This is a genomic window from Acidisoma silvae, from assembly GCF_020618775.1.
In the GTDB taxonomy this organism is placed as follows: domain Bacteria; phylum Pseudomonadota; class Alphaproteobacteria; order Acetobacterales; family Acetobacteraceae; genus Acidisoma; species Acidisoma silvae.
The window spans coordinates 168446-195428 of the sequence record NZ_JAESVB010000006.1 but is presented as its reverse complement, the minus strand read 5'-3'; the positions used below and the strand labels follow the sequence as shown (position 1 = coordinate 195428).

Here is a 26983-nt window from a genome sequence, read left to right as displayed (position 1 = left end):
CTTGACCGGGCGCGGGCAAGGGGACAAACCAGGGCTTCAAAGATCGGACGATGAGGCCATGAGCGACGACCAGCAAACCCCTGCTACCCGCGCCCGCCTGCTGGCGGAACAACTTCGCACGCAAGGCCATAACGAAGCCGCCGATCACCTGGAAGCGACGCTTGCCCCGTCGTCGGGCGAGACGGGCGCGGCCGATGAGACGGGGCATGGCTTCCTGCATGCCCTGCGCGACGCCTGCCAGAGCGTTCTGACAGCGATCGAAGCGATTGACCCTGCGTCCTTCGCGGCTATCGACGAGCTGCGGATGGAGGTGGACAAACATCTGCTGCCGCATGGCGAAGGCAAGCACGAGGGCAGCTGACACGCCCAGGGCGTCAGCTTCAGAATGTCTTGGGGTTTCACGGAAACGACGTCATTCCCGCGAAGGCGGGAATCCTCTCCCTTTGGCACGACGACAGGGTGCAGAAGATGCCCGCTTTCGCGGGCATGACGGTTGGGAAAACGCTTCAGCTAAAACCTGACAGACCCTAGTTGCCGCAGGCCCGCGCGAATTGCGCGCAGGCCTGCGGCGTCAGGGCAGGCGGCACGCCGCCGGGTTGGCGCAGCATCTCGTCCAATGCGCTGCGCATCGGATCGCTGCTGATGGCGAAGAGTCCTGAGAAGGGCGTGTAGAGATCGATGATCACGAACAGCGCCGAGGTCAGCGCCAGCGCACTCAGAAACAGGGCCATCGCATTGATATGGTTCAGCGGCGCGCTGAACCCGAAACATAGGTAAATCACCAGCATCCAGAAGACGAGCATCGCGAAGAAGGGCGTCGACAGCGTTCCCATCGACGCGCTGACGATCTTCCAGCGTTCCGCGATGGCCGTGTTCATCAGCCGCTGCACCGATAACTGCCGTCGCGCAAGATTCGGTGACGGCGGCGTGAAGGCGTCCAACTCGCCGCTGACCTGTTCCAGCATCTGGCCCAGGACCGGCGTATTGGCACCGACGCCCGGCGTATGGGTCGGCAGCAGATGGGGGTAATAGTCGCCCGGCGGCGGGGACTCCTCGCGCCACACTTCCGCGATGGCCGCCGCCGTATAGCGGGCCAGATCCTGGCGGATCGGTGCGGCGGTCGGCCCGAGTTCTTCAAGCCCGTAATCGAGCTGCACGAGCGAGGACGCGAAGCTGCGGGTATCGTTCTCGATGCCGTCGAAATCGGATTTGGCGGAGTTGATGAGCAGGCCGAGCACGATGGCGGCGAAGGTCGCCAGTAGCATCACCGTCGTCTGCAATAGCTCGATCGTTTCGCGATTGGCGTGATGCTCGGGCCAGCGGTGCCGGGTCGCCGCGCCGCCGGCCACCGCCAGCACCATCAGGGCGAGGGCTATCAGGGATATCCAGGGAGATTGCAGCGTCATGGCGGGCGGCCCTTCACACGCGATCGGTGACGGCCGTCCTTATGGCAGTTATCGCGCCGCGGCGCTCGCTTCGCTGCGGGTCGCGCCGACGCGGGAGGCGAGCGCCGCGGCCATGAACGGGTCCAGGTCACCATCCAGAACGGCGGCGGGATTGCCAGTTTCTATATTCGTGCGCAAGTCTTTGACCAGCTGATAGGGCGCCAGAACATAGGACCGGATCTGATGGCCCCATCCGATATCGGTCTTGGAGGCCGCAGCTTCGTTCGCCGCGTCCTCCTGCTTTTTCAGCTCCATCTCATACAAACGCGCCTTCAGCATGCCCATGGCGGTCGCACGGTTACGATGCTGGCTGCGGTCGGTCTGGCAGGCGACGATGATGCCGGACGGCACATGGGTGATGCGGATGGCGGATTCGGTCTTATTGACGTGCTGGCCGCCGGCGCCCGAGGCGCGGAAGGTATCGACCTTGAGATCCGCCGGGTTGATTTCGATTTCGATCGTGTCATCGACCTCGGGATAGACATAGACGCTCGCGAAGCTGGTCTGGCGACGCGCCGCCGAATCGAAGGGGCTGATGCGCACCAGGCGATGCACGCCGGCCTCCGTCTTCAGCCAGCCATAGGCGCTGGGGCCGCTGACCAGCAGGGTCGCGGATTTGATGCCGGCCTGCTCGCCTTCCGACGTCTCCATGATCTCGATCTTGTAGCCGTGCTTTTCGGCCCAGCGCGTATACATGCGCTGCATCATCTCGGCCCAGTCCTGGGCCTCGGTGCCGCCGGCGCCGGCATTGATTTCGACGAAGGCATTATTGCTGTCAGCTTCGCCCGACAGCAGGCTTTCGATCTCGCGCAGCTTGGCTTCCTCGGCCAGACCCTTGAGGGTCGTCAGGGCGTCGCGGACCATTTCGGTGTCGCTCTCGGCTTCCGCCATTTCAACCAGGCCGAGCGTGTCCTCGACCTCGGTCTCCAGTCGGCGAACAGCATCGATACCAGTCGCCAGCCGGGTGCGCTCGCGCATCAGCGCCTGCGCCGCGGTGGCGTCGGTCCACAGCGCTGGATCCTCGGCGCGCTGATTGAGCTCCTCAAGGCGGATTGTCGCGACATCCCAATCAAGATGCCGGCGCAGCAGCGTGACGGATTGCCGGATTTGTTCGGCTAGAGCTTCGGTTTCGGCGGACATGGCGGCGGCTAATACAGCCCGCCCACCGAGTTGTCGATCTTATTGCCTGCGGTGGAGCCCGGCGTTCCTGGCGTGCCGGGGGTGGAGGCATTGCCGTCGCCGCCGATCCCGCCGCCGGCCTGGGCGCCGGTATCGCCCGGCGCTGCCGTCGTGCCTGGCACATCGACGTCGCCGCCGCTGGCCTCGCCGGTCTTGAACGCCTCCATGATGCCGCCGGTATTGCGCATCTCGATGCCTGGCGGCACCGGGAAGGGCATTTTCGGCTGGTCGGCCAGCGCCGCCGTCATCACGCGATTCCAGATCGGGCCGGCAACGGTCGCGCCCTGCTCGTTATCGCCAAGCGATTGCGGATTGTCGAAACCGACCCAGACCGAGGTCACGCGTGTGGGCGTAAAGCCGGTGAACCAGGCATCCTGGAAGTCTTCCGTGGTGCCGGTCTTGCCGGCCGGGGTCCAGGCTTGCAGACCCTGATCGGCAACGCGGCCGGTGCCGCGCGTCATCACGCCCTGCATCATGGTCACCAGCTGGGATGTGCTTTGCGGATCGGACAGCTGTTTCGCCGTATAGACCAGGTGTGGCGGCTGGCCGGGGTCTGGATTGGCGCAATTGCCGCAGGTCACTTCCGGCGCGCGGTAGATGACATTGCCCTGCGCATCCTCCACCCGGTCGATGAAGGAAGGCGTGACCTGCCGCCCGAGCTGGCTGAAGCCGGCATAGGCTCCGGCCAGTCGCAGCATGGTCGTGTCGATCGCGCCGAGGACAGCCGGATAGATCAGCGGCATCTTATCGACGACGCCGAAATCCTGCGCGGTCTGGGCCACGGCTGGCAGGCCGATCCGCGCCGTCAGATGCAGGGTCGCGAGGTTGATCGATTCTTCCAGGGCCTGATGCAGCGGGATGGGACCGAGGAAACTCGCCTCGTAATTGCCTGGCCGATATTGCGTGCCGTCCGGCATGTTGATGACGAAGGGGGCGTCCAGAACGGTCGCGTCGGGCGGAATATTCTGTTCCATCGCGGTCAGATAGACGAGGGGCTTGAAGCTCGAGCCTGGCTGACGTTCGGCCTGCGTGACGCGGTTGAACTGGCTCAGCCCATAGCTCCAGCCGCCGGACATGGCGAGCACGCGCCCTGTCACCGGGTCCATGGTCACCAGCGCGCCTTGCACCTGGGGGATCTGGCGCAGCGTGACGGCATCGCCTTTTCCGCTCGCATCAGGCTCGATCATGACCACGTCGCCCGGCTGGACCACATCGGCCATGCGGCGGGGGCTCGGGCCCAGATGGGCGCCGAAATTGCCGGCCTTGCGGGCCCAACGGAGCGTGGACAGCGAAAGCGTGCCCTGCTGCGCCGGGCCGATCGGGTCACGCCGCGTGCTGGGGGTCAGCCAGCTGACGGCTGCGGTCGTCGCTGTCGTGCTCTGCACCACCGCAAGGCGCCATTCGGGCAGGATACCCGCCGGTGCCTGGATCTTGCGCAGGGCCGTCTGCCAGTCGCCGGCTGACAGGTCGATATGGGTGACGGGGCCGCGCCAGCCGTCATGGTTGCGGTCGTATTCGATCAGACCGCGCCGGAGCGAGGCGTCGGCTGTCGCCTGCAAAGCGGGGTCCAGGCTGGTATAGACCACCAGACCGCCGTCGGTCGCCCGCGTCTGCCCAAACAGCTGCACAAGCTGCTGGCGCACGGCATCGGCGAAATAGCCGGCGCCAGGCACGGTCGCGGGGCGCGGACTGGCCCGCGTCAGCAGCGGTTCGGCCTTGGCCTGCGTCGCCTGATCGCGGGTGATGGCACCGTCATCCGCCATGCGGTCGATCACCCAATTGCGGCGGGCGAGGGCGGCTTGCGGATTGCGGTAAGGGTCGTAATTGGTCGGTGCCTTGGGCAGCGAGCCCAGCATCGCGTCCTGCGCGATGGTCAGCTTGTCCAGCGGCTTGTCGAAATAGGCGGCGGCGGCGGCGGCCACGCCATAGGCCTGTTCACCCAGAAAGATTTCGTTGAGATAGATCTCCAGCACGCGCTGCTTGCTCATCGCATGGTCGATGCGGACCGCGAGCACGGCTTCCTGGATCTTGCGCGCGAAGTTGATGTTGTTCTGCAACAGGATGTTCTTGGCCACCTGCTGGGTGATGGTGGACGCGCCGATCGGTCGGCGGCCCGAGCCGAGCTGGCCGATATCGGTAATGCCGGCGCGGACGATGGCCAGCGGGTCGATGCCCGGCTCATGCCAGAAATTCTGATCCTCGGCCGAGATGAAGGCCTGGGCCACCAGCGGCGGAATATCCTCGAAGGGCGTATAGATGCGCCGCTCGGTCGCCAGTTCCGAGATCAGCTGCATATTGCTGGAATAGACGCGGCTCATGACCGGCGGCTGGTAGCTGCGCAGCCCGTCGATGCTGGGCAGGTCGGCGGTATAGTGGCGGAACATCACATAGCCGCCGACACCGCCGGCGACGACCGCGATGGCGGCAAGGCCGAACAGGCCCGTGACGGCGCGCGCAGCGACGAAGCCGGCGCCACCCCGGCGGGCGGCACGGCGCTTGTCTTTTTTGGCGGGTTTCTGGCCGCGACCTGGGCGCGGCGGATCGTCTTGCGGTCCGCGCGGCGGCTGGCCATCGCCGCCATTGCCGTTTCCGCCGCCGCCACGCGTGCCGGTCGGGCGCACCATACGGTCGCCGGCTGTCAGGGGCCCGGGCATTGGCAGCTATCCTCAGTTATCCTGTCGCGCGCCTTCTGACCGCGCATCCTGGCGGAAATAGGGCTCGTCGTCGGCTTTAGCTAGTGAGAGATTTGTTAGCCGGCCATACGTGCCGATTGGCGCGCGACATACCAGGCATCGACCGCGTTCTTCATGGCCAGCGTAATGCGGTCGCGATGGGCCTGCTGGCGAAGCGCGGTTTCGTCCTTGTAATTGGACATGAATCCCATTTCCACCAGCACGCTCGGGATCTCGGCGGATTTCAGCACAACAAAGGCGGCGTGGCGGGCCGGCCGGGGCAGAAGGTTAATTTCGTCGCCCAGGTTTTGCACCATATCCTGCTGCAACTGGGCCGAGCCGACCCGCGTCTCACGGCCGACGAGGCTGGCCAGAATACGCGCGACGGCCGGGGAAACGCCTTTGAAATTGGGACCGGCGAAACGGTCGGAACTGTTTTCGCGCTGTGCGAGGCCAGCCGTCTGCCGGTCGGACGCGTCGCTCGACAGCGTATAGACGCTGGCGCCACGCACCGACGGGTCCGGGATCGAATCGGCATGCATAGAGACAAAAAGGTCGGCGCCCTTGTCCTGGGCGATGGAAACGCGATCTTCCAGCGGAATGAAATGATCGCTCGCGCGGGTCATGGCGACGCGGTAGCGACCGGTGGCTTCCAGCCGCAGCTTCAGCGCATGGGCGGAGGCCAGCGCGATATGCTTTTCATAGGTGCCGGCGACGCCGATGGCGCCGGGATCCTTACCGCCATGGCCAGGGTCCAGCATGATCAATGGCGCGGTCTTGAGAAGCGGCTTCGGCGCTTCATGCAATTTGTGCAATTGATGTTTGGCGGCAGCCCAGGCGATGGCGGGTTGCAACCAGCTTGGGATCAGGACAGTCGCGCCGACACCGAGGCTGAGCAGCAGCCTCCGTTCCGTCATGCGGGGATTGGCGTCTTCGGGTGTATCGGTCACGAAAGGAACCTTGGAGCGGCGGGTCTCAACTTCATGTCGGATCTGCGAATAACAGCGTTTCTCGTTGAAAGGCAACGGAATTTAGTGAAATGACTAAATCGTTAGCCTTCTTCCTGCGCCGGGCGGGGCGCGCCCTTGCATGTGCACAGTCTTTAGGCCATCTTTAAAGCCGAGATTCGAAGCAGGCTGGGCTCATCGCTTTGCGCCCCCTTTTTGAAGCTCCACCGCAATCCACTCGTCTGGTCGTCTGCTCGACCATTCCCCGAAAGCCGCCGCGGCCAGATGCCGCCCGGAGCATCGACGGGGGCGGAGGGGACGGACGGCGGATGTCTGACCGTTTTTACCGGCTGCGTGGCCCAGAGCCGTCGCAGCCCCTGAGTTTGATTGGGATCTGTTCGACCTTCATGACCGCTTTCCTCCCCACAGCGCATGCTTCGCTGGCGAGAGCCCGGTCATCCCTCATGTCGATTGCAGGCCCGTCACGTCCCCCACTTCAAATCCGCCGCCCCAAGGCGGCCGCGTGCCCAAGCGGCGCGCGCCGGAGCCAAGTTCCCCATGACAAAGCGCATGCTTATCGACGCGACACATCCGGAGGAAACCCGTGTCGTTGTTCTTGACGGTACCCGTCTAGAAGATTTCGACGTCGAGACCTCCACCAAGAAGCAGGTCAAAGGCAATATCTACCTCGCCAAGGTCATTCGGGTTGAACCGAGCCTGCAGGCGGCCTTTGTCGAATATGGCGGCAACCGCCACGGCTTCCTGGCCTTCAGCGAAATCCACCCCGACTATTACCAGATTCCCGTCGCCGACCGGCAGCGGCTGCTAGAGGCGGAAGTCGCCGCCGCTCGCGCCGAAGCCGAGGCGGAAGACGCCGAAGAGGCAGCCGAGGAGGCAGCCGCGACCGGCCGTCCGGTGACGGACGCCGCTGAGGCGCCGGCTCTGGACGCCGCCCGTGACAGCGAGCCGGACGAATCCGAATCCGCGCCGCGCGCCCAGGCTGCGTCCGTGGTGCGTGAGATCGTGATCGGCGATCTGCCCCCGGCCGATGCAGCCTCCGACGAGGATGCGCTGGAAGGCGAGATTCTCCCGCCGGCCGAGCTTTCGTCCGAGGACAGCGCCGAAGACGGCAGCGGCGAGGGTGAGTCCGAACTCGAACGCCCTGAGACGCTGGGTGGCGGCGGCAATGACTCGACGGAAGAGAACGGCGAACGCCGGTCCCCGCCGCGTTTCGTCCGCAACTACAAGATTCAGGAAGTCATCCATCGCCGCCAGATCCTGCTGATCCAGGTGGTCAAGGAAGAGCGCGGCACCAAGGGCGCGGCACTGACCACCTATCTGTCGCTGGCCGGCCGCTATTGCGTACTGATGCCCAACTCGCCGCGCGGCGGTGGCGTGTCCCGCAAGATCACGTCGGTCGCCGACCGCAAGCGCCTGCGCGAAGTTATCAAGGAAGTGGACATGCCGGCCGGCATGGGGCTGATCGTCCGCACCGCCGGCGCCAACCGGCCGAAGCCGGAAATCCGCCGCGACTGTGAATATCTGTTGCGCCTGTGGGACGATATCCGCGAGCTGACCCTGAAATCGGTTGCCCCGGCGCTGGTCTATGAGGAAGCAAGCCTCATCAAACGCGCCATCCGCGACGGCTATACCCGCGATATCGAGGAAGTGCTGGTCGACGGCGAGGCCGGCTGGAAGGCCGCGCGTGACTTCATGCGCATGTTGACCCCGCAGCATGCCGCCAAGGTGCAGCTGTGGCGCGGTCATGACACCTCGCTCTTCCACAAGAACCAGGTGGAAATGCAGCTGGACGCGATGATGAACCCCACGGTTCAGCTCAAATCCGGCGGCTATCTGGTCATCAACCAGGCCGAGGCGCTGGTCGCGATCGACGTCAATTCCGGTCGGTCGACGCGTGAGCGTAATATCGAGGAAACGGCGCTTCGCACCAATCTGGAGGCCGCCGACGAAGCCGCCCGCCAGCTGCGCCTGCGTGACCTTGCCGGTCTCATCGTCATCGATTTCATTGACATGGAGAGCCGCAAGCATAACGCCATGGTCGAGGCGCGTCTGAAAAACGCGCTGAAGAACGACCGTGCGCGCATCCAGGTCGGGTCCATCAGCCATTTCGGCCTGCTGGAGATGAGCCGTCAGCGCCTGCGCCCGTCGCTGGCCGAAACCGCCTTCATCACCTGCCCGCATTGCATGGGCACCGGGACCGTCCGCAGCGTCGAAAGCGCGGCCATTCATGTGCTGCGCGCCATTGAGGACGAGGCGGCGCGGCGTCGTTCGGCCGAGATTCTGGTCCATGTCGCCGGCACGGTCGCCATGTATATCCTCAACCAGAAGCGCGACCGCCTGATGGCGATCGAGCGCACGCATGGCATTCAGGTTATGCTGGCGGCTGACGATAAGCTGGTGCCGCCGCAGGTGCGGATCGAGAAGGTGCGGCCCTATGTGGCGTCGGAAGCGCCGGTCGCCAACGGCTCCTCGCCCATCGCCATGGATTATGCGGCGCGGGACGATAATGCGGATGACGAGGATCGCGGCGCCGTGCGCAACGCGGCGCTGGTCGCCGATGCTCCGGCCGCTGATGCTGTGGCCGGTGCCGGCACGGCGGTTTCTGCCGTGACCGAGGAAGCGCGTGGCGATGATAGCGGTGAACGCCGTCGCCGTCGCCGCCGTCGCCGCCGTGGCCGTCGCGAGAATGGGGAAAATGGCGTTCAGGCCGAGAACGGTCAGGCTGACGCCGAAGGCGATGACGGTGAGGATTTCGACGGCGAGGATGACGCGGTCGCAACCGCTCCCGAGCCCGGTCCCGCGCCGCAGGAACCCGCCGTGCCGCCGTTCCCGATCCCTGTGCCTACGCCGGGCCCCTATGAGCCGGGCCAGGCGCCGGAACTGCCGCCGCCGGGTGAGGATGCGCCTGAAATCGTGCCGCCGGCCGAGCCAAGCCCTGACATGACGCCGCCGCTGTCGGCGGGCGAGGATGGGGAGGCACGGCGCAGCCGTCGCGGTCGCCGTGGTGGTCGTGGACGCGACCGTCGCCCCGCTGGGCAGGCGGAAACGCCGTCGGCTCCGGCGCCGGCCGGCTATCGCGGCCCGACCCCGGCCGATCCCTTCACCTATGACTCGATCGAGGCGCTGTTCGCGGTGGTCGAGCCCGACATGGAGCCGGCGCGGCCGGTCGCGGCCAAACCCGCCAAAATCCAGGAGGCTTTGGACGTCGCGGTGGTCGATGCGCCGGTCGCGGGTGACCCTGTGTCCACGGTCGCTTTGGCGGAAAGCCTGCTGAGCGCGCCCATGGAGAAGACCGACGAGGCGCCGGTGGAACTCGTCCGGGTCGAGGCGCCTGTCGCCGAGGTCGTCGCGGTCGACGTCGCGCCCACCGAAGCGCCGGCGAAGAAGCCGCGCGCGTCCCGTGCTCGCAAACCGAAGGTGGCGGCGGTCGAGGCCGAGGTGCCGGTCGAAGCGGCAGCGGCTGTGGTCGAGGCAGCGGCTGAACCGGCCGCCGAAGTGGCACCGGCCAAGCCGGCGCGTCGTCGCACCAGCCGCGCCAAGGTGGCTGCCGTGGATGTCGTGGCTGAACCGGCCATCGCCGAACCGGTGGCAGCGGAGCCTGAACTGGTTGCCGCCGAAGCTGAACCGGCCGCTCCGGTCATCAAGCCGGTCGTCATCGGATCAGAGACGCCGGTCGCCGAGAAGCGCCGGGGTTGGTGGAAGCGCTGAGCTTCCACTCTGTCCGCCGGGCGTTTCGCATTAGGTCAGAAACGCCTGTCCTCGTCATGCCCGGCCGCCGTGCCGGGCATCCAGGCCTTTGAGCGCTACACCGCGTTGATCCCCGGGCCAAGCGCCGCTGGCTAAGCGCCGCTGGCTAAGCGCCGCTGGCCAAGCGCGGGGATGACAGTGATAGGACTTGCTTCAGTCTCAAACTGAGGGATCGAAGGCACGCAAAAAATCGGGCGGGAGCGCCAAGCTCCCGCCCGATGTGATTCGGGGCATTCTAAAAATTGGGGAGGTAGTGCCGGGAAGACCAGCAATTGGGCAGTCGCGGCTGGCATTATTGCCTAGAAACCGAACATTTTTTTGATTTTGACTATTTTTGAGGCGAAAATTGTCTGAGCGAGCGATTTTCGTCGATTTATCGAGCCGTTTTTATTGGACGTAGCGGTGCTCGGATTTCATTATCCAGTCACGGATGAGGTTGATCCTCGTTCTGCCGTGTGACTGGCGTTTCCTCCCTAAACTTGGCCCGCAGCGCTTTAGCGCGCGGGCCTTTTCTTTAGCTATGCAAGCGCGCGCTGTCACGCGATATTTTCAAAAAAATGAAGACCGCATCTCGACTTTTCAGGAATTTCTGAAATGGCGAAATGTCTTGTAGCGCAATGAGGGGCTCCTTGGCCGCATGGGATGATCCGAAGGCCGATCTGCCGGACCTCACGGCCATGCGCGGTCTGCTGGCGCTGTGGGTTTTCGCCTATCACGCCAATCTGCATCTTCTCTTTGCCGGTCAGGATAATCTGATCGGACGCGGCTATCTGGGCGTTGATGGATTCTTCATCCTGTCCGGTCTCGTTCTTGCCCACCGCTATCCGCAGCCTGCCCGTACGGTTTCAGCCGCGGCACGTTTCTGGTGGCGCCGCTTCATCCGGCTCTATCCGACGGCGCTCGCCATGCTTCTGCTGCTTGGCGTGCTTTTTCTCTTCGCGCGCCTCGCGGGGGTGCCGCCGCATGAGGCGTCGCGCGCCAGCGGCCGGGAATTCCTGCTGCAAGTGTTTCTGCTCAACGGATTCGGGTTCAGCCAGGGCTGGGCCTGGAACTACCCCTCTTGGTCCATCAGCACGGAATGGGCTGGCTATCTGCTTTTTCCTGCGCTGGCCATTGGCGTCGGCCGCTTGGGGTGGCGCGGGACCGGCTGGGGCCTCGTCGTCTCGGCCGCGCTGCTGCTTCTGGTCAGCGGCCTGTCGCGAAGCGGGCTCAATCTCAGCTATCAGGGCGCGCTGCCGCGCTTTTTGCCGGAATTCATCGGCGGCATTCTGCTGGCGCGGCTGCTGCGTCTGGACCGGCGGCCATGGCACAAGCCTGTGATGATCGCCATCGGCGGGCTTCTTCTTCTGGCTGCTGGCCTCTGGCTGCGCCGATCCACAACCCTCGGCGATGCGGCAGTCGTTTATGCGCTCTGGTGTCTGCTCTGGGCGCTGGCCGCCGGCCAGCGGCACGTCCTTGCGCGGCTGCCGGGGCTGATCCGCCTCGGCGCGCTCACCTATCCTTTCTACATGGCCTATGCGCCGGTCGAGGTCGTCTTCACCCGCTTCTGGCAGGCAACCCATAGCGATCCGGCGCGACACCCCTATCTGTGGCTGGTGATCGTGTTCCTGGCCAATCTCGCTCTTGCCTGGATCACGGCGCTTTCTATAGAGCGGCCTGCGCTGCGCCATCTGGCGGGCCAGCGCCTGGACCGCTAGGGTCCGCCCAGCTCAAGCCGAGAAAGAATGCAACGCCGATGCGCCTGTCCCAAAGCCTGATCCCGACCATCAAGGAAGTGCCTTCCGAGGCGCAGATCGCCTCGCACCGCCTCATGCTGCGGGCCGGCCTCGTGCGTCAGACCTCAGCCGGCATCTATGCCTGGCTGCCGGCCGGTCTGCGGCTGCTCAACAATATCGCGGATATCGTCCGCGAGGAGCAGGATGCGGCAGGCGCCCAGGAAGTGCTGATGCCGACCATCCAGCCCGCCACGCTGTGGCAGGAAAGCGGCCGGTACGAGGATTACGGCAAGGAAATGCTGCGCATCAAGGACCGGCATGAGCGCGACATGCTTTACGGCCCGACGAACGAGGAGATGATCACCGATCTCTATCGCCAGTCGGTCAAGAGCTACAAGGAACTGCCCCAGGTCGCCTATCAGATTCAGTGGAAGTTCCGCGACGAGGTGCGTCCGCGCTTCGGCGTCATGCGCGGCCGCGAATTCTACATGAAGGACGCCTATAGTTTCGACATCGACTATGAGGGCGCGTTTGTCACCTATCGCCGCATGATGCTGGCCTATATGCGCACCTTCCAGCGCCTGGGCGTGAAGGCCATTCCCATGGTCGCCGATACCGGCCCCATCGGCGGCGACCTCAGCCATGAATTCATCATTCTCGCGCCGACCGGCGAAAGCCAGGTCTTCTATGACGCGGCCTTCGAGGATGTCGATTACGGCGCGGCCAATTTCGATAGCGCCAAGCCGGATGACCTGGGTCGTTTCTTCGGCATCATGACCGACAATTATGCGGCCACCGAGGAAAAGCATGACCTCGACGTCTGGGGCAAAATCGACGACAGCCGCAAGCGTGAAGGCCGTGGCATCGAGATCGGCCATATCTTCTATTTCGGCACCAAGTATTCCAAGGCGATGAACTTCGCCGTTACCGGCCCGGACGGTCAGAAGCTCTTCCCCGAAATGGGCAGCTACGGCATCGGCGTCAGCCGCATGGCCGGCGCCCTGATCGAAGCGAGCCATGACGAGGCCGGCATCATCTGGCCGGATAGCGTGGCGCCCTTCAAGGCGGCCATCCTCAACCTGAAGCAGGGCGACCCGACCACCGACGCTTTGTGCGAAGACCTCTACGGCAAGCTGCGGAAGGTCGCCCTCTATGACGACCGCAGCGAGCGCGCGGGCGTGAAATTCGCCGATGCCGATCTCATGGGCCATCCCTGGCAGATCATCATCGGGCCGCGTGGCGCCGCCAATGGTCTGGTGGAGCTGAAGCGCCGGGCGACCGGGGAGCGTGAAGAACTCAGCCTCGACGCCGCTCTCGCCAAAATCGGCCTGAACGCCAGCTGATGTTCGGTTCTTTCGAACGTGCCGTCGCCGGGCGCTATCTGCGCGCCCGGAAGGGCGAGAGATTCGTCTCCGTCATCGCCATCTTTTCGCTGATCGGCATCGCGCTGGGCGTGGCCACGCTGATCATCGTCATGAGCGTGATGAACGGTTTCCGGCAGGATTTGCTGTCGCGCATTCTGGGCCTGAACGGCGATCTCGGCGTCTATGGCGCGGGCGGCACGCAGATCACGGATTATGACGCGACCGCGCGGGCCATTAGCGGCATTCCGGGGGTCACCAACGCGGCGTCGGTGTATCAGGGGGAAATCCTGCTGACCGGCGCGCATGGCGGGGCCACCGGCGGTGTCGTGCGCGGCATCAGCCGGACGGATCTGGAAGCGCAGACCTCGGTGTCCAACCATATGCTGGCCGGGTCCATCGACGCCATGGCCGGCGACAATGCCGTCATCATCGGCTCGGGTCTGGCCCAGTCTCTGGGCCTGACCGTCGGCAGCGACATCACCTTCGTCAGCCCGCAGGGCAATGCGACGGCCATCGGCACCATTCCGCGCATCCGCGCCTATAAGGTGGTCGGCATCTTCAATGTCGGCATGCAGGAATACGACAGTACTTTCGTTTTCATGCCCATCGACGCGGCGCAGACCTTCTTCGACGCTCCGGGCAAGGCCACCCAGATCGAGGTGACGGTCAAGGACCATGACGCCGTCGGCGGGGTGAACCGGGCCATTCGCGCGGCCCTGCCGGGCAAGCCGATTTCGGTCGTGGACTGGCAGCAGTCCAATGACAGTTTCTTCGCGGCCGTGACGGTGGAGCGGAACGTCATGTTCCTGATCCTGACGCTCATCATCGTGGTCGCCGCCTTCAACGTCATCTCGTCCATGATCATGATGGTGAAGGACAAGACGCGGGATATCGCGGTGCTGCGCACGCTGGGCGCCAGCCGGGGCGCCATCATGCGCATCTTCCTGATGGCCGGTGCCTCCATCGGCGTCACCGGCACGCTGATCGGCTTCGTCCTTGGCGTCGTCTTCTGCGCCAATATCGAGCGCATCCGCCAGGCGCTGGAACATATCACGGGCACGACCTTGTTCGATCCGACCGTCTATTTTCTGGAACAGCTGCCGGCGGTGCTGGATTGGAGCGAAGTGACGACCGTGCTGGTGATGGCGCTGGTGCTGTCTCTGCTCGCGACCCTCTATCCGTCCTGGCGCGCGGCGCGAACCGATCCGGTGGAGGCGCTGCGTCATGAGTAATACGGGAAGCGATACGCCGCTGGTCATGGAAGCGGTGCGGCGCAGCTACCGGACGGATGCCGGCAGCCTGGATGTGCTGACCGCCATCGATTTGACGCTGCGGGCGGGGGAGATTGTCGCCCTCGTCGCACCTTCCGGCTCCGGCAAATCGACCCTGCTGCATCTGGCCGGGCTGCTGGACAGGCCGGACGGCGGCCGCGTCATGATGGACGGGCGCGATGCGGGCGCGCTGCCCGACAATGCGCGCACGGCCATCCGCCGCGACCGCGTCGGCTTCGTCTATCAGTTCCATCATCTGCTGGCGGAATTCACGGCGCTGGAAAACATCGTGCTGCCGCAGATGATCGCGGGTGTGTCCCGGCGCGCCGCCGAGGCGCGCGGCCAGGATCTGCTGGCGGCTTTCGGCCTCGGCCATCGGGTGAAGCATCTGCCGGGCAAGCTGTCGGGCGGCGAGCAGCAGCGCGTCGCCATTGCCCGTGCGCTCGCCAACAAGCCGGGCGTGCTGCTGGCCGACGAGCCGACCGGCAATCTGGACACCAAGACCGCCGATATCGTCTTTAACGAGTTGTTGAGCGCCGTGCGCGGCCAGCGCGTGGCGGCGCTGATCGCGACCCATAACCCCGATCTGGCGGCCCGCATGGACCGCCGCGTGACGCTGGAAGGCGGCAGGCTGATCGATCTGCCGTAGCGGTCTGGCGCATGAGTGCCTGTATAGCGTCGCTTTACAGGCGTCGCCAATTGGCGCTATGATTGCGCGTGAAAATTCGGAACGTAATCCATAAAGGATTGCGCCGCTTCATCGAGGAGGATGATCCCTCCGGCCTGCAAGCGGCGGTCATTCCTAAGCTGCGCAAGATCGTCTCCTTTCTCCAGGACATGGAGGCTGAGACCGAGTTGCGCAGCGTTCCGAGTTGGAAAGCCCATCAGTTGGCTGGCGGTCGCAAAGGCACCTGGAGCCTATTCGTAACAAAAAACTGGCGGCTGACCTTCGTCGTTGATCAGGCTGAGATTGAGATCATCGACCTTGATTATGAGGACTACCACTAGGAGATGGAGCAAATGGCGCAGCCGCGTGGCATCCGCCTGAAGAACCCGGCCCATCCCGGAGGGTTCGTCAAAACCGAGATCATCGAACCCCTATGCTTGACCGTGACACGCGCCGCCGAAGTGCTGGGCATAACCAGGGCAGCACTGTCGGCGTTTCTAAATGAACGTGCGTCGCTCTCCCCGGACATGGCGATCCGCGTGGAGAAAGCCTTCGGAGTATCGATGGAAACCTTGATGCGCATGCAGAACAGCTTCGATATCGCCCAGGCGCGCACGCGAGAAGCCGATATCAAGGTCGAGCCCTATCTGCCGAAAGAGGGCTCCAAACCGCAGTCCGATGCTGCCTGATTGCCTGCGATATCTGCGGTAAACCTTGGCCGGCTTGTCACGCCCAGACGCTGATCGCGCCATCGGCGGCAGAGACGCCTGAATCCGTGCCAACGGCTGCTGTGCGCGCGGTGGCGGTGCTGACCACGGCGCCGGCCGTGTTGGTGATCACCGTCGTCGTCACGCCATCGGCCTGGGTCGTCACCGTCTGCGTATAGCCGGGTGGCGAAACTTCGGTGACGGTGGTGCTGACGATCATCTGCGCCGCCGAATTGGCGCTGGCACCCACGGCGATCGGCGGCAGCGGGGCGGCTGCTGGTGGGGCAGGCGGGGCTAGGTCGGCACTGGCGGCGGGTGGCATCCCGGTCAGATTGGCGCTCATCTGTCCCTCGACAAAGTGGCGGTTGGCGGTTGCGGTCGGGTCTTATTCGGAAAAACGCCGCGAAGTTTTCCAGCTTTTTTTGACGTGCGGAGCCCTGCGCAGACATCGCTGCCCGACTCGGGGCCGATGGATTAGGGTCGGCCCATGACCGCCAAAAGCTTCGTCCATCTGCACGCCCATTCCGCCTATTCGCTCAGCGAGGGGGCGATCAAGGTCGATAAGCTGATCGCCCTGGCCGCCGGCGACGGCATGCCGGCGCTGGCGCTGACGGACAGCAGCAATATGTTCGGCGCTCTGGAATTCGCCCAATACGCCACCGGCAAGGGCTTGCAGCCCATCATGGGCTGCCAGATCGGCCTGGCGCGGGCAGACCTGCCGCGTCTGCCGCCCGACCCGATCGTCGTCCTGGCCCAGACCGAGGCGGGATTCGCCAATCTTCAGCGCCTGAGTTCCGTCACCTATCTGGAAACCGAGACCGGGCTGAAGCCGCAGGTGAGTTTCGAGCGGCTGGCGGAATTGTCGGAAGGCCTGTTCCTGCTCACGGGTGGCACCTTTGGGCCGATCAACCGCCTGCTGGCGGAAGGCCAGCGGGCCGAGGCCGCGCGCCTGCTGGCGCAATTTGCGGAACTCTTTCCGGACCGCATGGCGGTGGAACTGCACCGCCACGGGCTTTCCATCGAAAAAGCCATCGAGCCCGGCATTCTGGCGCTGGCGGATGAAATCGGCCTGCCCATCGTCGCCGCCAATGACTGCTACTTCGCCAATGCCAGCATGCATCAGGCCCATGACGCGCTGCTTTGCATCGCCGAAGGCCGCGTGCTGTCGGAAGCCGACCGTCGCCATGTCACGCCGGAACATTGGTTCAAGCCCGCCGCCGTGATGCGCGAACTCTTCGCGGATCTGCCGGAAGCCTGCGACAATACGCTGGCCATAGCACGGCGTTGCGCTGTCATGGCTGAGAGCCGCAAGCCGCTGCTGCCCGTCTGCCCCAAGGTGCAGGAAGGCATGACGGAGGAGGAGACGGTGCGCGCCATGGCCCATACCGGCCTCGACCAGTATATCGCGCGCGAAAAGATGGATGACGACAAGGCCAACATCTACAAGGAACGGCTGGACTTTGAGCTTGGCGTCATCGCGCGCATGGGCTTCCCCGGCTATTTCATGATCGTCGCCGACTTCATTCAATGGGCCAAGGCGCGGGACATTCCGGTGGGGCCGGGCCGTGGGTCGGGCGCCGGTTCGCTGGTCGCTTTCGCCCTGTCCATTACCGCGCTCGATCCTTTGCGCTTCAGCCTGCTGTTTGAACGCTTCCTCAATCCTGAACGCGTCTCGATGCCTGACTTCGACATCGACTTCTGCCAGGATCGCCGCGATGAGGTGATTTCCTATGTGCGCGGCGAATACGGGTCGGACCGTGTCGCGCAGATCATCACCTATGGTAAATTGCAGGCCCGCGCGGCGGTGCGCGACGTCGGCCGCGTGTTGGGCCTGCCCTTCGGCCAGGTCAACCGCGTCGCTGAGCTGATCCCGAACAATCCGGCCAAGCCCGTGACGCTGAAAGAGGCGGTGGACGGCGAGCCCAAGTTGCAGCAGATGCGCGACGAGGATGAAAGCGTGCGCCGGCTGCTGGAAATCGCGCTACAGCTGGAAGGCTTGTATCGTCACGCCTCGACCCATGCCGCCGGCGTCGTCATCGGTGACCGTCCGCTGACGGAGCTTGTGCCGCTCTACAAGGATCCGCGTTCGGACTTCCTGGTCACGCAATATTCCATGAAGCATGTCGAACAGGCCGGCCTGGTGAAGTTCGACTTCCTGGGCCTGACGACGCTGACCATCATTCGTCGCGCCATCACCTTCCTGAAGGGGCTGGATATCGAGGTCGATATCGACGCGCTGCCGCTGGATGACGCGCCGACCTACGAGATGCTGGCGCGGGGTGACGCGGGCGGCGTCTTCCAGTTTGAAAGCCAGGGCATGCGCGACGTGTTGCGCCAAATGCGTCCTGACCGCTTCGAGGATCTGATCGCGGCGGTGGCGCTGTATCGCCCGGGGCCGATGGCCAATATCCCGGCCTATTGCCAGCGCAAGCATGGCGAGGCCTGGGAACCGCCGCACCCGGACATTCATGACGTCCTGTCTGAGACCTATGGCATCATGGTCTATCAGGAACAGGTCATGCAGATCGCTCAGAAGCTGGGCGGCTACAGCCTGGGCGGCGCCGACCTGCTGCGCCGCGCCATGGGCAAGAAGATCCGCGCGGAGATGGAAAAGCAGCGCGAGATTTTCACCACCGGCGCGCTGGCGCAGGGTATCGACGATGCCAAAGCCGGCGAGATTTTCGACCTTATGGCGAAATTCGCCGATTACGGCTTCAACAAATCTCACGCCGCCGCTTACGCCCTGGTCGCCTATCAGACGGCCTGGATGAAGGCCAACCATCCGGTGCCCTTTATCGCCGCCTGTATGAGTCTTGCCATCAGCAATACCGACAAGCTGGCGGCCTTCCGGCAGGAAGCGAACCGCATGGGCATCACCATTCTGCCGCCCGATATCAATAAGTCGGGTGCCGATTTTACGGTGGAGCGTCTGCCGGACGGCAAGCTGGCCATCCGTTACGCTTTGGCCGCCGTCAAGCGCGTGGGCCAGGCAGCGATGGAGGCGGTAACGGCCGCGCGCGGCAAAAAGGCCTTCGACAGTCTGGCCGAGTTTTCCGAACGTGTGGACCCCAAGCTGCTCAACAAGATGCAGCTGGAAAATCTCATCAAGGCTGGGGCCTTCGACCATATCGACAATAATCGCGCGCGGTTGTTCGCGGGGGCGGAAATCCTGCTCAAGCGCGCGCAGGCCACCGCCGAGGATCGCGGCAGCGGGCAGATCGGCCTTTTCGGTGGCGCGGATGCCAAGCCCGAGCCGCTGCGCCTGCCGGATCTGCTGGACTGGCCGATGCTGGATAGGCTGGGATTCGAGGCCGAGGCGATCGGCTTTCATCTCACCAGTCATCCGCTGGATAGTTTCGGATCGACGCTGAAGCGCCTGGGCGTCACGATCAGCGCGCGCTTGCAGACGGCGGCCGAAAGCGGCGTCGGCCGCGTCAAGGTCGCGGGTATTGTTGTCGGGTCACCCAAGGTGCGGCCGACCAAGACCGGTGGACGCATGGCCTGGCTGCGCCTGTCCGACGGCGGCGGCAGTTTCGAGGTGACGATGTTCTCGGAAGTGCTGTCGCGCTCTCAGGAATTCCTGCGCGAAGGCATGGCGCTGCTGGTGACGGTCGACCTGCGGATGGACGGTGACGCGCTGCGCATCACGGCCCAGGACGTGACATCGCTGGAAAAGGCGGCGGCGGGCGCGGGCGTCGGCATGCGCGTCTGGCTGTCGGAAACCTCGGCGGTCGACCATATTCGTGCCCTGCTGATGCAGGAAGGCACCGGGCGCGGCGAGGTTATTCTGCATCCCCGCCTGGATGCGGCGCGCGAGGCGGAAATCCGGCTGCCGGGCCGCTTCAATGTGTCACCACGTCTGGCGGCGGCTTTGAAGGTGATGCCGGGCATTTCGGCGGTGGAGGAGATTTAAACTCTTCCATGACGATGCGGTTGCTTGTGCAAGTTAATGATGCCAGGCCGCGCCCGTATAGAAAAACCGGCCCAGGCCCACGGTGAAGATCAGGCAACCGTAAAGACTATGTTCCAGGCAGGTCAGCGGCAATGACCGGTGCCGCGCATAGTCCCGCGCGAACAGCAATCCGCCGGCCGCCGTCATGGCGATGGCGATCCAGTTCAAGAAGATAATATGCGCGAAGCCGAAGGCGATGGCGCTCGCCACGATCAGCGCGACATCGCTGCGAAACAGCGCGCGATAGCGGTGAAACAGCAGGCTGCGATACAGCATTTCCTGCGGCCAGACCGACAGCAGCGGATACAGCACCATGATCAGCGCCCAGAATAACGGGCGCTGGCGCGGCAGGCTGAGGAACAGATGCGGGAAGGCGGCCCAGGTCACCAGCGTGATCGCCGGCGCCAGCACGGCGAAGCGGATCAGAATGCCTCTGATCTCACGCCGCAGGGCAGGTTTGGGCAAGGCCGGACGGCCGCGCGTGCCGGCCCAGGCGATCAGCGCGCCCAGCCACAGCACCAGAAACAGAATGCCGCCGCGATGAATGGCCAGGATGGCCAGGGGGCCGCCGATGAAGATGGCGGCGAATTCCAGCGCCAGGCGGGCAAGCAAAAGCCCGGAGGCTGGCCTCCGGGCTTGCTCGGATGTCGTGTCGATGCTCATGCCGGCAGTCTCGGCCAGCGAGCCTCGCGCATCAAGATTTACAGAATGCGAAGGCGGCCGAGCAGATAGCCGATGGCGAGAATGGCAAGGCCGGCGACCAGCGGCTGTTCGCGGATACGGTCGGTGGCTTCCTCGACATAGCCCTCGGCCTGCCCACGCGCGCTGCGGTAACGGCGGCGGGCTTCGTCCTGCGCGTCATCCGCGAAATCGCCGACGGCGTCCTGAATGCGGCCCGCGGTGTCGCGGGCGGAGGAAGAGAAAGTGCTGCGGCCCATGGCAGTTGTCCCCAAGCTTGTTATGACCAGGAGATAGGTCGGCAGGGCGAAGTTGCAAGCCGTCTCAGCGGCGCCGCAACCCGTTCCGCACGGTCTCCATCCCGCGCACAAAAACGTAAACGCCGGAGGAGAGTGTCAGCCCCTTGACCAGCAGGCTGTCATTATGGGCGCGCACCGAAAACCAGAACATCAGCAGTGCGACGATGATCTCCACCACGCCGTAGAAGATGCCCACGGTCTGTTTCGCGATGAAGGCCAGGATCGCCAAAGCGATCATTGGCAGGATGAACCAGGTCTGGTTGGTCAGTTCGGCCAGGGCAAGGCTATGGCTGGTCAGGATCGCGCCAAGCCCGACGGTGGTCAGCAGGCAGCTCAGCGTCAGCAAGGCGGTTGTCAGCCAGCGCCGGCGGCGTGACGGTGCCGGTCCTCGCCGCAGCACCAGAACCAGCAGCGCCAGTACCAGGCCGATGGCCAGCATGGCCCATTCAAGCGGCGAGACGGGCGGGGCGGCGGCGGCAGGGTCCATCAGCTGCCGCGTCCTGTCGCCTGTTTCAGCGCAGCCAGCGCCCTTGCGCGGCCAGCGGCCAAGTCCACCACCGGCATCGGGTAGGTTACGCCCAACCTCACCCCGGCGGCGCGCAGCACGGCCTCCGGCGCCGTCCAGGGTTCATGGATATAGGCGTCGGGCAGTTTCGCCAGTTCCGGCACCCAGTCCCGCACATAGCGGCCGCTGGGGTCGAACTTCTTGCCTTGCAACACGGGATTGAAGATGCGGAAAAAGGGCGCGGCATCCGCCCCGCAGCCCGCGACCCATTGCCAGTTCACGCAATTGGCGGCGAGGTCGGCATCGACCAGCGTATCCCAGAACCAGTTTTCTCCGTCCTTCCAGGGAATGAGGAGGTGCTTCACCAATAGCGAGGCGACGATCATGCGGACGCGGTTATGCATCCAGCCCAGCGCCCACAGTTCCCGCATGCCGGCATCGACGATGGGAATGCCGGTCTGGCCGCGCTGCCAGGCCGTCTCGCCGGCATGGTCCTCCCGCCAGGGAAATTCGGCAAATTCCGGGCGTAAAGGCTGGTCGGTGATTTGCGGAAAATGCCACAGCAGATGGGCCGCGAATTCCCGCCAGATCAATTCGCGCCGGTAGGTCGCGACACCGCCATGGCCCTTGGCCTCGCCCACCACTTCCCAAACCTGCCAGGGCGAAATCTCGCCCCAATGCAGATGCGGCGATAGGCGGGACGTGCCGGCATCGCCCGGAATATCGCGGCCCTTTTCGTAATCGTTCACGGCATCGGCCACGAAATCGGCCAGCCGCACCCCAGCGCCCGCCTCACCGGGCGTCCATTCCTCGGCCATGCCCTTGTCCCAGGGGATGGTCGGCAGCAGTTCCCAATCCGCGAGCTTGTCCGATTTCGTCTGGGTGCTGGGGATGAGATGTTTCGGCGCGGGAGCGGGCGGACGCACATGCACCTGCGCCTCGAAAGCCTTGGAAAAGGGCGTGAAGACGCGGAACGGATTGCCCGTCTGGGTTTTGATCTTGTGCGGATCGTGCAGCAGCGCGGTGCGATGGCGATGCAGACGGCAATCCTGCCGTTCCAGGGCTTCGGCAATGGCCTTATCCGTCGCGCGATCACCGGGGTCGGGCATGAAACCGGTATGGATGGCCTCAGCCCCGGTTTCCTGCACCAGCGCCAGGATGGTCTCGACCGCGTCGCCTCGGCGCAGGATCAGCGGGCTGCCCAGCTTGTCCAGGCTGCCGGCCAGGCTTTCCAGGCTGTGATGCAGCCACCAGCGGGCGGCCCCGCCGATGGCGCGCTGCGGTTTGCGGTCGCTGTCATCGAGGATGAAGACAGGGATAACCGGCGCGCCGGATTCCGCCGCCGCCGCCACGGCATCCTGGTCGGTCAGCCGCAGATCGCGCCGGAACCACAGCAGGACCGGTGCCTGTTTCGTCTTGCTTTTCGTCACGCGCGCCATCTGCTGCCTCATCTCACGACGACAATGAGATAGGCGCGGCTTTCTGGAAAGAGACCCTTCAGCGGAAGATGTGAAGCGCCGCGTATTGCAGCAGCATGATGGTCTTGGCGTCGCAGATCATGCCGCTACGGATGGCGACGAGCGCCGCATCGATATCCATCTCCAGCAGGCCGATATCCTCGCCTTCCTCGATATTGCCGCCGCCGGCGCCGACCTTGTCCTGCGGTTCATAGGGCGCGACGAAGAAATGCAGCTTTTCGGTCACCGAGCCGGGGCTCATGAAGGCATCGAAAATCGGCTCGACGGTGCCGACACGGAAGCCGGTTTCCTCCTCCACCTCGGCGCGGATGCGGGCCTCGGGCTCGGCCGCATCCAGCAGACCGGCGGGCGTTTCGATCATCAGATCGTCATGGCCGTTGACGAAGGCCGGATAGCGGAACTGGCGGGTGAGGATGACCGTCCGCCGGTCGCGATTATAGAGCAGGATGGTCGCGCCATTGCCGCGATCATAGGTCTCCCGCCATTGCTCCTGCCAGGCGCCGTCGCTGCGGCGGAAGCTGAAACGGGTCTTTTTCAGCACATACCAATCGGCTGAAAGTGTCTGCACCTCATGCACCTGAACGCGGTCGGCAATGCTCATGTCAGTCTCCAGCCAGCGGTGATTGCGCGACAAAACGTGCAATATCATGCGGAGGCAATGCCGCGCCCGCTCGGCTGGCCCCTTTCCGCGACTTGGGCGTTGCCATCATTCAGGGCGCCGTCTAGCCCCGTGCGCTCCGCGCTTTCGCCTGGGCGCGGACTGCCTGCGGCGGCCGCCCGAGACCGCGGAGGAAGGCGCGGCGCATCCGCTCCTGGTCTCCGAAACCGCTTTCTGCCGCAATGATTTCGATAGGGTGGCAGCTTTGCGCGATCATCAATTGCGCGGCCTCGATGCGCAGGGTCTCGATCGCCTTGGCGGGTGAGGTGCCGGTTTCCGCCTGAAAGGCGCGGCTGAACTGTCGGGGGCTGAGCCCCGCGACCTGGGCCAGCACCTCCACCGACAGGACCGCCTGCAAATTCTGCCGCGCATGGGCCAGTGCCGCCTGGATGCGGTCCGATCGGGGTTTCATGGCCAGCATGGCCGAATGCTGGGACCCGGCACCGGGACGCAGATGGTCGACGACCATGATCCGCGCGACGTCATGCGCAAGCGCCGCGCCGTAATCCATCTCGAGCATGGCCAGCGTCAGGTCGATGCCGGCGCTATTGCCGGCCGCTGTCCAGATCGGGCCGTCGACGATGAAGATGCGATCCCTGTCTAGGCGCAGATCGGGGAAGCGGTTTGCGAAGTCTTCGGTAAACAGCCAGTGCGTGGTCACACGCCGCTGTCCCAGCACGCCGGTATCGGCCAAGGCGAAGACGCCGGTACAGATGGAGGAAAGACGGCGGGAGGTGCGGGCGGCCGCCGTGATGAAGCTTTGCAGGCCAGCGGAGGTCGGGTGCACGGCCGTATTGCCGCCGATGATCAGCGTGTCGAAATGCCGCTCGCCCCATGCTGCCGTTTCCAGGCTTGTGCCCATGGCGGTGCGAATGGGACCGCCTGTTTCGGACAGGATATGGATGTCATAGCAATCCCGCCCCGTGCTGACATTGGCGAATTCGAAGACCGAGAGCGCGGCCAGGCTCATGATCGGAAAGCCGGGGGAGACGACAAAGCCGACCGTGAGCATGGCGATACCTTTGTGACCCGAAACGAGGGGTATATGACATTTGGTGCGAGGGTAAAGCTTGCTATCAGAGAAATAATAAATGCCGTTCTTATCAATCAGGTCAGTAAAGCATCAATCCAGTCCACCAATCTGAATTGGGCTTCATGAACATGCGGTCCAGACAGATTGTATTCCGTTATGTCGATACTGGCGATGCGACAATCGATAGCATGTCTTATCAGAATCAGGAGGCGCGCGTGACGTCTGACATCATAAGCGGATTGACTTGCCGTAACGATGATTACGTGGCCGAGGGCTTTGTCGCCGGATTGAGGATGATGCCGTCACGCAAGACGACCATCCTTACCTGCGCCGATCCGCGCGTCGATCCTTTCGACATTTTCAACCTGACGCCGGGGGAGGCCGCCATCATCCGCAATGTCGGCGGCCGCACCGATCCGGGAACATTGCAGACCATGGCGCTGCTGCGCGCGGTCGTGCGCGCGATGGACGGCGATATGGGGCCCGAATGGACCTTCGTCGTGCTGCATCACACCGATTGCGGCATTCGCCATTGCATGGCCCAGGCGCCGGATCTGCTGGCCAAGCATTTGGGCACGACAGTCGCGGGCCTCGCGGAGATGGCGATCACTGACCCTTATGCCTCGGTCGCCATGGATGTCGCTGCCCTTAAACGCAATCCGAAGAAGACCGGCGCCTGGGTCGCGGGTCTGGTCTATGGCGTCGCGACCGGTCGCGTGGAGGTCGTTGTGCCGCCCGCGCCGTTGGACGGAAGCGCCGCTGCCTGAACTCCGGCCGTCAGTCCGCCTGTTCGGTGATGGCGTCGACGCGGCTGGGATAGAAGGCGAGGTGATCCTTAATCCCGGCGACGGACGGGTAGGGCGCTTCATAGGTCCAGATCGCGCCGGCGGATGCCGTTTCGCCGGCCTTGATGCTGAAATAGGACGCCTCGCCCTTATAGGGGCAATAGCTTGCGGTCGCCGAGCGTTGCAGCAGGTCCATCGCCACATCGGCGCGCGGAATATACTGCACCGCCGGATAATTCGCTTCACGCAGGGTCAGGGCGGATTTGCTATCCGCGATGACTTTGCCGCCAAGCGTGACGACGATGCGTTTCGGATTGGCCTCGACGCTGATCGGATGGTCGGGGCCGGGTATTTTGATCGTCTTCTCGGTCAAGGCACGTCTCCCTGAGATGTCGAAAAACCGCAGCGGCAATCTAGTCCTGTCCGGTCAGAACAGCGACATCTGCTTTTCTGGCTTGGCCGACGCAGGCGTCGCGCGAAACCGCTCCGGCACGTGGAACTGCGACACGTCCAGCTTCGCCATGCCGCCGTTCAGGCCGTGGCGGCGGCTTGCCATCTGAAAGCGCTGGGCGATCAGATCGGCATAGGCGCCGGTGCCGGTAAAGCGCTGGCCGAAACGCGCGTCATACAGCGCGCCGCCGCGCACCTGCCGCACCAGGCTCAGCACATGCGCGGCGCGGGCCGGTACATGCTGGTGCAGCCAGGCCTCGAACATCTCCCGCAATTCCAGCGGCAGGCGCAGCATGACATAGCCGGCCCGGCTGGCGCCCGCTTCGGCCGAGGCCGCGATGATCGCTTCCAGCTCGACATCGTTCAGGCCGGGGATCATCGGCGCCGACAGAACGCCCACCGGCACGCCGGCCTGTTTCAATGCGGCCACCGCCCGCAGCCGCAGATGCGGCGCCGAGGCGCGGGGCTCCATCACGCGTGCCAGAGCCGGGTCCAGCGTGGTAATGGACAGATAGACATGCGCCAGTCCGCGCGCCGCCATGTCGCGCAGGATGTCGAGGTCGCGCAGCACCAGCGCGGATTTGGTGACGATGCTGACCGGGTGGCCGAAATCGCGCAGCACCTCCAGCACCTGCCGCGTCAGTTGCAGCCGCCGCTCGATCGGCTGATACGGGTCGGTATTGGCGCCGAGCGTGATGGGCTTCGCCTCATAGGACGGCCGGCACAGTTCCTTCGCCAGCAGGCTCGCGATCTCCGGCTTGAACAGCAGTTTCGTTTCGAAATCGAGACCGGGTGAATAGCCCAGATAGGCGTGGCTGGGCCGGGCGAAGCAATAGATGCAGCCATGCTCACAGCCGCGATAGGGGTTGATTGACCGGTCAAATCCCAAATCGGGGCTGCTGTTGCGGGCGATGGCGGTGCGCGAACTGTCCCGGATCAGCGTCGTTTCCAGCGGTGGCAGGTCACCGAAACAGGCGTCGAGCGATCCCCAGCCGTCATCCACGGCCACGGCCTGCTGCGTCTCGAAGCGCACGCCGGGATTGGTGGTGGCGCCGCGCCCGGAGCGGGCGAGGGTCGGTGTCGCCGGAGCGGACGCGGCATCGCCCGCCCGGTTGCGGGTCAGGCGCAGACGCGCGGGGCCGGTTGCCCGGTGATGCGGGGCAGCCGTCGCTGTCTTTTCGATCTGAGGCATCGGGTCCTCCTTCTTGAGCCGAAGGGTCGCGCCTGCTGTCCGGCAAGTCAAGAACAAAATAGGAACATCGCTCCGAGGTATCGAATCGCTATTGAATTCGTTCGGAAAAAATATTGTTTTTCAAAGCGTAAAGAGTAGATTGATCTACCCGGTTGTCGCATTCGGCCCATTCTTGCGGCGGCTGTATTCAATCGGCACAGCCTGATCGCTTAGAATGA

Annotated in this window: 23 protein-coding genes; 10 read left to right on the top strand and 13 right to left on the bottom strand. The window is 64.4% G+C overall.

Annotated features, from left to right (window positions below; genetic code table 11):
- Positions 1-58 precede the first annotated feature (58 nt).
- Complete coding sequence (locus tag ASILVAE211_RS15135; protein ID WP_227322171.1) at positions 59-361, top strand: hypothetical protein; 303 nt, start codon at positions 59-61, stop codon at positions 359-361.
- Between the two features lie 166 nt (positions 362-527).
- Here the strand turns inward: ASILVAE211_RS15135 and ASILVAE211_RS15130 are convergent, their stop codons facing one another.
- From ASILVAE211_RS15130 to ASILVAE211_RS15115, 4 genes are all read right to left on the bottom strand, one after another.
- Positions 528-1406 (bottom strand): bestrophin-like domain, encoded by an 879-nt coding sequence (locus tag ASILVAE211_RS15130; protein WP_227322170.1) that lies wholly within the window; start codon positions 1404-1406, stop codon positions 528-530.
- A 48-nt stretch (positions 1407-1454) separates the two neighbouring features.
- Complete coding sequence (gene prfB / locus ASILVAE211_RS15125) at positions 1455-2585, bottom strand: peptide chain release factor 2 (RefSeq protein ID WP_227322169.1); 1131 nt, start codon at positions 2583-2585, stop codon at positions 1455-1457.
- An 8-nt stretch (positions 2586-2593) separates the two neighbouring features.
- Positions 2594-5278, bottom strand: coding sequence for a penicillin-binding protein 1A (locus ASILVAE211_RS15120; RefSeq protein ID WP_227322168.1), 2685 nt, complete (start codon positions 5276-5278; stop codon positions 2594-2596).
- 95 nt (positions 5279-5373) lie between these two features.
- Positions 5374-6213, bottom strand: coding sequence for an N-acetylmuramoyl-L-alanine amidase family protein (locus ASILVAE211_RS15115; protein WP_264478902.1), 840 nt, complete (start codon positions 6211-6213; stop codon positions 5374-5376).
- 588 nt (positions 6214-6801) lie between these two features.
- Between ASILVAE211_RS15115 and ASILVAE211_RS15110 the strand changes: the two genes are divergently transcribed.
- The 7 genes from ASILVAE211_RS15110 to ASILVAE211_RS15080 all read left to right on the top strand — a co-directional run bounded on the left by ASILVAE211_RS15110 (position 6802) and on the right by ASILVAE211_RS15080 (position 15717).
- Positions 6802-9972 (top strand): Rne/Rng family ribonuclease, encoded by a 3171-nt coding sequence (locus ASILVAE211_RS15110; protein ID WP_227322166.1) that lies wholly within the window; start codon positions 6802-6804, stop codon positions 9970-9972.
- 668 nt (positions 9973-10640) lie between these two features.
- The gene (locus ASILVAE211_RS15105) at positions 10641-11708 is read left to right on the top strand and encodes an acyltransferase family protein (protein WP_227322165.1); all 1068 of its coding nucleotides are present in this window, start codon (positions 10641-10643) and stop codon (positions 11706-11708) included.
- A 38-nt stretch (positions 11709-11746) separates the two neighbouring features.
- Positions 11747-13069: a proline--tRNA ligase gene (proS, locus tag ASILVAE211_RS15100; protein WP_227322164.1), complete on the top strand. Its 1323-nt coding sequence runs from the start codon at positions 11747-11749 to the stop codon at positions 13067-13069.
- The gene (locus ASILVAE211_RS15095) at positions 13069-14322 is read left to right on the top strand and encodes a lipoprotein-releasing ABC transporter permease subunit (RefSeq protein WP_227322163.1); all 1254 of its coding nucleotides are present in this window, start codon (positions 13069-13071) and stop codon (positions 14320-14322) included. The genes proS and ASILVAE211_RS15095 overlap by 1 nt, the downstream gene beginning before the upstream one ends.
- Positions 14315-15010, top strand: a complete 696-nt coding sequence (locus ASILVAE211_RS15090; RefSeq protein ID WP_227322162.1) for an ABC transporter ATP-binding protein — start codon at positions 14315-14317, stop codon at positions 15008-15010. The genes ASILVAE211_RS15095 and ASILVAE211_RS15090 overlap by 8 nt, the downstream gene beginning before the upstream one ends.
- A gap of 68 nt (positions 15011-15078) precedes the next feature.
- Positions 15079-15369, top strand: a complete 291-nt coding sequence (locus tag ASILVAE211_RS15085; RefSeq protein ID WP_227322235.1) for a type II toxin-antitoxin system RelE/ParE family toxin — start codon at positions 15079-15081, stop codon at positions 15367-15369.
- 12 nt (positions 15370-15381) lie between these two features.
- A complete protein-coding gene (locus ASILVAE211_RS15080; protein ID WP_227322161.1) occupies positions 15382-15717 on the top strand; it encodes a HigA family addiction module antitoxin in 336 nt (111 codons plus the stop codon).
- A 37-nt stretch (positions 15718-15754) separates the two neighbouring features.
- Here ASILVAE211_RS15080 and ASILVAE211_RS15075 read toward each other — a convergent pair whose 3' ends face one another.
- Positions 15755-16078 carry a hypothetical protein gene (locus tag ASILVAE211_RS15075; RefSeq protein ID WP_227322160.1) on the bottom strand — a complete coding sequence of 108 codons (324 nt, stop codon included), beginning with the start codon at positions 16076-16078 and terminating at the stop codon, positions 15755-15757.
- Positions 16079-16222: 144 nt separating this feature from the next.
- On the opposite strand from ASILVAE211_RS15075, the gene dnaE reads away from it, so the two are divergent.
- Positions 16223-19648, top strand: a complete 3426-nt coding sequence (gene dnaE, locus ASILVAE211_RS15070; RefSeq protein ID WP_227322159.1) for a DNA polymerase III subunit alpha — start codon at positions 16223-16225, stop codon at positions 19646-19648.
- Between the two features lie 33 nt (positions 19649-19681).
- Here the strand turns inward: dnaE and ASILVAE211_RS15065 are convergent, their stop codons facing one another.
- The 6 genes from ASILVAE211_RS15065 to ASILVAE211_RS15040 all read right to left on the bottom strand — a co-directional run bounded on the left by ASILVAE211_RS15065 (position 19682) and on the right by ASILVAE211_RS15040 (position 24317).
- Positions 19682-20350, bottom strand: a complete 669-nt coding sequence (locus ASILVAE211_RS15065) for a CPBP family intramembrane glutamic endopeptidase (protein ID WP_227322158.1) — start codon at positions 20348-20350, stop codon at positions 19682-19684.
- 38 nt (positions 20351-20388) lie between these two features.
- On the bottom strand, positions 20389-20625 hold the full coding sequence (locus ASILVAE211_RS15060) for a CsbD family protein (RefSeq protein WP_227322157.1): 237 nt from the start codon (positions 20623-20625) through the stop codon (positions 20389-20391).
- Between the two features lie 64 nt (positions 20626-20689).
- On the bottom strand, positions 20690-21151 hold the full coding sequence (locus ASILVAE211_RS15055; RefSeq protein ID WP_227322156.1) for a hypothetical protein: 462 nt from the start codon (positions 21149-21151) through the stop codon (positions 20690-20692).
- Positions 21151-22608 carry a cryptochrome/photolyase family protein gene (locus ASILVAE211_RS15050; protein ID WP_227322155.1) on the bottom strand — a complete coding sequence of 486 codons (1458 nt, stop codon included), beginning with the start codon at positions 22606-22608 and terminating at the stop codon, positions 21151-21153. Before ASILVAE211_RS15050 ends, ASILVAE211_RS15055 begins: the two co-directional genes overlap by 1 nt.
- Before the next feature lie 58 nt (positions 22609-22666).
- On the bottom strand, positions 22667-23248 hold the full coding sequence (locus ASILVAE211_RS15045; RefSeq protein ID WP_227322154.1) for an NUDIX domain-containing protein: 582 nt from the start codon (positions 23246-23248) through the stop codon (positions 22667-22669).
- Positions 23249-23369: 121 nt separating this feature from the next.
- Positions 23370-24317: a GlxA family transcriptional regulator gene (locus ASILVAE211_RS15040; protein WP_227322153.1), complete on the bottom strand. Its 948-nt coding sequence runs from the start codon at positions 24315-24317 to the stop codon at positions 23370-23372.
- Positions 24318-24553: 236 nt separating this feature from the next.
- Here ASILVAE211_RS15040 and ASILVAE211_RS15035 point away from each other — a divergent pair, with 236 nt between their 5' ends.
- Positions 24554-25105 carry a carbonic anhydrase gene (locus ASILVAE211_RS15035; RefSeq protein ID WP_227322152.1) on the top strand — a complete coding sequence of 184 codons (552 nt, stop codon included), beginning with the start codon at positions 24554-24556 and terminating at the stop codon, positions 25103-25105.
- 10 nt (positions 25106-25115) lie between these two features.
- Here ASILVAE211_RS15035 and ASILVAE211_RS15030 read toward each other — a convergent pair whose 3' ends face one another.
- Together ASILVAE211_RS15030 and ASILVAE211_RS15025 are read right to left on the bottom strand one after the other, a co-directional pair.
- Positions 25116-25496: a DUF427 domain-containing protein gene (locus ASILVAE211_RS15030; protein ID WP_227322151.1), complete on the bottom strand. Its 381-nt coding sequence runs from the start codon at positions 25494-25496 to the stop codon at positions 25116-25118.
- A gap of 54 nt (positions 25497-25550) precedes the next feature.
- Entirely contained in the window at positions 25551-26765 is a 1215-nt protein-coding gene (locus tag ASILVAE211_RS15025; RefSeq protein ID WP_227322150.1) for a PA0069 family radical SAM protein, read from the bottom strand.
- Positions 26766-26983 lie beyond the last annotated feature (218 nt).